Consider the following 4,828-nt stretch of genomic DNA (forward strand, 5'->3'; position numbering starts at 1 on the left):
CACCGCACCGCCGACGCCGAGCGCCACCACCGCGCCAAGCACCTCGGCCGAAGCCTCCACCTCGGCCGCGCCTGCTCCTAGCGCATCGACCGCCCCTAGCGGAACGGTGTCCACCGGCACCGCGCCCACCGGCACGGCACCCAGCGGCACCGCGCCCAGCGGTGGGACCACTTCGGGAGGCACTGCGTCGGGAGGAACTGCGTCGGGAGGAACGGCGTCGCCGTGAACCATCAGTGGCGCTAGTTTGCGCAGTCGGCAGTACGTCATGTTCATCGGTGCCCAAAACGTCGAATGGGTGATCGCGGCCGTTCCCGACTACCCGCAATCTGCGATCGAGTCGCAGTGTGGCTGAGCGTTACCCGACGCGCACGACGGGTGGCGGAGTCCAGCGGCCGTCCCGAACGGCGGCTTTCGGCCAGTACGCACGGATGTAGAGGGTGAAGTCGGCGCCCGCCGGACTGGGCAGCCAGTTGTCGTGAAGTTCGTCCTCGGGCGGGTCGGCTCGGACGTGAAGGGCAAGGCTCCCATCGGCGCCGCGCCGGAGATGAGTGTTCTTGGTACCCAACGAGAAACGGCCAATGTCATTGGTCGCAAAGAAATGGTGCGCGTTGTAGAGCGTCAGCGACCAGAAGCCGTCGACGGGCGGAGTGCCGTCGGGCGGGAAGGTGACTGTGTAACCGTTGGCGCCGTTGAGTCGGACTCCGTCGACGTCGAGATCTTGGTAGAAGTACTTCGTCTCCTTCGCCTGGTTGACGAAGATGTTCGATTTGGCCACTGCCGTGCGGGTGAAGTAGTCGGTTCCGAAGGCTGCTGAGTTGTCGACCGTGCTCCAGTGATGGGGCAACTGCAGCCCGTAGTTGCGAAACTCGAAGAGCGGCCGAACCAGTTGTTCATACGACTCGGCTGCGGCCACGTCCATCGCGGCACGCATGGCGGGGTCGGAGGCGGCCGCCTCGAGCACGGCGAGTACCTGCGCGTAACGGGCCTCCTCCCCGGGAAGGGGTGGTGCGTCGGCCAACGCGTGCGGTAACACGTCGAAGAACGTTTCCGGCGGAACCGCTTGCGTCTCTTGCTCCCCCGAGTCGGGAAGGGGCACGACAGGCAGCGTTCGCCAATCCGTACGTTTCATGGTGCCGTCGAACTCCGCAATCGGGTACGCCGCAATCCGTTGCAGGACATCCTGAATGGCAGCGCGGTCGGCGTCGTCGTCGTTCAGAAAGACACGCGGGATGACGTTGCCGGTGCTGGTCGAGGAGCGGAATACCTCGGTGATTCCGGCCGGAACGTCGCCATCCCACGTCGGGCCGACAAGCAGGTAGAAGCCTGGTGTCGTGCCGTACATCGCGCCCAGTTGGGCGAACCCATCCGTCCGGCTGTCGACCACCTGGTACACCCAGAATCGGTCGCCGAAGTCCGGTACCTGAAGGACCACAGCCGACTGGTCGAGTGCCAGAAAGCCCGCCCCGTAGACGACGTCCTGATTGGGGCAAGCGACCAGACGTTGCTCGGGTGCGATGTAGTCGGTGAGCATCGCGACGTTGTTCAGCGGCGCCCTCGGCACGGGCCCCGCCCGCACCGGTTGGGTCACCCCGGCAAAGGATGATCGACGGTTGATCATGTTGACCAGCGGCCACGCCCAGAAGTACGCATCCCTGGCGACCAATTGGACGTACTGCTCGGTGAGCTTCGTGCCCGCTGCCGGCCCCGACCTGAGGGCAACGCCCCAGCCCGGCGACGGTGCGGTGGGCCGTGACGCCTGTGGCATCGGTGGCACCTTTCGATCGCGGCCTTGCGGCGGTGACGACGCAACACTAGTTGACGGTTCGACCGATTTTGGTGCTGTTGCCCACCGGGCGAGCACCGGAAGCGACCGGTCTCGTCCTGAAGCTCATCAATGACGTTGGAACGCACGCGAAATAAGCTGCGGCACTTCATATTACGGTGATCATGGGTGACACCAAAATAATCTGACTAAGCCACCTTGCCGTCAAGCTTTCCGACGATCACTCCATCGGGCGATTACCTGGCCGGCGAAGTCAAGCGTCTGGTCAAGGGTGGGGAACAGTGCGAAGGCATCCACGATCGCCTCATCGGCACCGGACCCGGCGAGGCGCTCGAGCCTGTCGACTACCGAGTCAACGGACGTGCCCGCTTCGAGGTTGATCCGCATGGCGGTCTTCAGCGCGTCCGGATCGCGGCCGGCGTCTTGCGCCGCACGGCGGGCAATCGACCACATGTGGTCCGACGAGTCCTGCAGCCCGTCGACCCCGAGCCAGCCGGTGCCGATGCGGCCGACCCGGCGCATGGTGGCCTCGCTGGCACCGCCGATCCAGATGGGCGGACCGCCAGCCTGGACCGGGCGCAGGTCGGCGTGGACCGGCGGCAGGGAGAAGAATTCGCTGTCCCAGGACACCGGGGTGGTCGTCCACCACCGGTGCAGGAACGCCAGCAGGTCATCGAGCATCCGCCCGCGCCGACGCCAGTCCGCGCCGCGGGCGATGTCGAGTTCGTCCTTCATCCATCCGACTCCCACGCCAACGTCGAGGCGGCCGTCGCTGAGCACGTCGAGCGTTGTCAGCTGCCGGGCCAGGTGCGTCGGTTCGTAGTAGAACGTGTTGAGCGTGCTGGCGTTCAGCCGCACCCGGCTGGTCGCCGTCGCGGCGACCGTCCACAGCAGCACCGGATCGAGATTGCGGGTCATCTGCGGCGGATACGGCTGCTCCTTGCCCGGATAGGTCGCCTGCATGTTCACCGGCGTGAGCAGTCGATCGGCGACCCACAGCGTGTCATAACCAAGGTCCTCCAGCCCGCGGCAGAACGCGCTCAGGCCAACGGCACTGGTGACGGCGGGCCCGACTGAGGGAATGGCGAAACCAAGCTTCATCGCGCGGCTCCTCTGTCCTTCGGTGATGGTGGGTGCGGCTCAGGCGACGACATCCGTGGCGCCGAGAGCGATGTCGAAATTCCCCGCTCCGTGACGGGCGAGACCCATCAGGACCAGGCCCGTGCCCTCCAGCCAGTGCGCCATGTTCAAGCCGCCGACGTCCAACGGGCGCAGCTTGAGGCTCGTGATGAATTCCGCCACGCCCGCCTTGGCCTGCGCGTCGTCGCCAGCGAAGAACACATCCAGCGTCCGACCCTTCTCCAGGACATGGCCGAAGACGGTGTTGAATGCCTTCACCACGTGGGCGCCGGCCGGGGCCGCCTTGGCGACTTCTTGGGCGACCGAGGTGTCGTCGGGGATGGCGAGCCCGTCGGCATCGGCATTGAAGGGGTTGCTGATGTCGACGATGACCTTGTCCGCCAAAGCATTTCCGTATTTGGCGACGACCGGAACGACATCGGCGTACCTCAGGGCCACGATGACGATCTCCCCGGCTGGCACGGCGCCGAACTCTCCCGTCGTGGCGCTGCCGCCGAGGGCCCCGGCCAGATCAGCGGCCTTGGCCTGATCGCGGCCGATCACCTCGACGGTGTTGCCGCCCGCTACTGCCAGCGCCCCGATGGCGCGGGCCATGTTACCGGTGCCGATGATGCTGATGATGCTCATGTGGTGTCCAATCTTGGCTTGTGAATCAAAAGGTTGACTCCTCCACCTTAGCTCGGTTGGTTGTCCTGTCAACCAACCGAACGGCGTGGAAGAAGGGCGGAGCCGAACTGGCAGAGCCGGGTTTCGCCGTTACTCCCTTTCGGTGCGTAATTCCCAGGGCGGCATGCCGATTGCCTCGGCGAGGTTGCGCTGCAGTGCGACGCCGGCCGGCAGCGTGCGGTAGAAGATGGATACCTCGGCGATCTTGCCGTCCGCGTCGAGCAAGACGAAGAAGATTCCGTTGACTGCGGCGTCCCCGACTTGCAGCCGGAAGTGCGCGGCGTGGTGGGTCTCGCCGCTGAGCACCTCCAGGTAGGTGTCGTCTGAGGACAGTCCGTTGACTTTCTTGATGGTCTCCACGGCGGCGGCGCGGCCGACGACTGGGTCATCGCCGAACGGGCCGTATAGCATCACGTCCTCGGCGAGTAATCGGGTGAGGACGTCGATGTCGACGCCACCGTGGATGCAGTCGACGAAGGACTCCAACGTGTCACGGTGCGGGGCGAACGTGGTCATGCGCCCGCCACCGGGAAGTAGTGTCCGTTGTCCAAGTCGGCGAACAGGTTGGGCTGAAAGGGTTCCCAGCCCACGGTTTGGCGGGTGATGAGGCTGGACGCTGGGAGGTCCAGCGTGACCAGATTCGTGAACATCCCGAAGTATCCCGGCAGCATCAGTGCATCCACGGGAACGCTCACGGCGGGCAGATCCAGACGGCTGCCAATGGCCTCGGCGATCTCGCGGAACGGGATGCCCCCATCCTGAACCGCGTGCCAATATCTACCGGCCGGACCCTTCTCCAACGCCAGGCGGAACACGGAGGCGACATCGCGGATGTGTACGGCGTTCCACGAATTCATGCCGTCTCCGGGGTAGCCGGCGAAGCCCTTCTCCCGCGAGAGCGCGATCAGCCCCGGGAGAAAGCCGGCACTATCGGTCGGGCCGTGCGCGATGAGCGGAAGCCGCACGATCGAAGACCGCACTCCCCGCTCGGCGAGGCCAACGACAGCCCGTTCCACGACGTTGCGAACACGCAGCGTGCCCTTGAACTCCTCCCCGCTGGGAAGGGCCGGGTCGTCCTCGGTGGCCGGCCGGCCCAGGTTTCCAGGCGAGCCGATACTGCCCGCTGCGACCAGCGGCTTGCCCGTCCCTTCCAGTGCCTCGCCGTAGGCGAGCATGATCGGCAGCTCCGCGGCGGCCACTGCGTCCATCCCGCCGGAGGGAAGCAGGTCTTGCCTGTGC

The 4,828-nt window shown here is 65.8% G+C and carries 5 protein-coding genes and 1 pseudogene; all 6 read right to left on the reverse strand.

The window, feature by feature from the left end:
• A pseudogene (locus QOD90_RS03450) lies at positions 1-231 on the reverse strand (hypothetical protein); the annotation flags it as partial.
• 124 nt (positions 232-355) lie between these two features.
• Entirely contained in the window at positions 356-1,765 is a 1,410-nt protein-coding gene (locus tag QOD90_RS03455) for a DUF1254 domain-containing protein (RefSeq protein ID WP_526346694.1), read from the reverse strand.
• A gap of 222 nt (positions 1,766-1,987) precedes the next feature.
• The gene (locus QOD90_RS03460) at positions 1,988-2,884 is read right to left on the reverse strand and encodes a TIGR03619 family F420-dependent LLM class oxidoreductase (RefSeq protein ID WP_526346696.1); all 897 of its coding nucleotides are present in this window, start codon (positions 2,882-2,884) and stop codon (positions 1,988-1,990) included.
• Positions 2,885-2,923: 39 nt separating this feature from the next.
• Positions 2,924-3,550 (reverse strand): NADPH-dependent F420 reductase, encoded by a 627-nt coding sequence (locus QOD90_RS03465; RefSeq protein ID WP_526346698.1) that lies wholly within the window; start codon positions 3,548-3,550, stop codon positions 2,924-2,926.
• A gap of 129 nt (positions 3,551-3,679) precedes the next feature.
• Positions 3,680-4,105, reverse strand: coding sequence for a nuclear transport factor 2-like protein (locus QOD90_RS03470; protein ID WP_526346700.1), 426 nt, complete (start codon positions 4,103-4,105; stop codon positions 3,680-3,682).
• Positions 4,102-4,828: Rossmann-fold NAD(P)-binding domain-containing protein (locus tag QOD90_RS03475; protein ID WP_526346702.1), on the reverse strand; the 727-nt coding region annotated here is incomplete at its 5' end. The genes QOD90_RS03470 and QOD90_RS03475, both read right to left, overlap by 4 nt.

The sequence above is a fragment of the Mycobacterium sp. genome (genome assembly GCF_032161845.1).
Lineage (GTDB): Bacteria > Actinomycetota > Actinomycetes > Mycobacteriales > Mycobacteriaceae > Mycobacterium.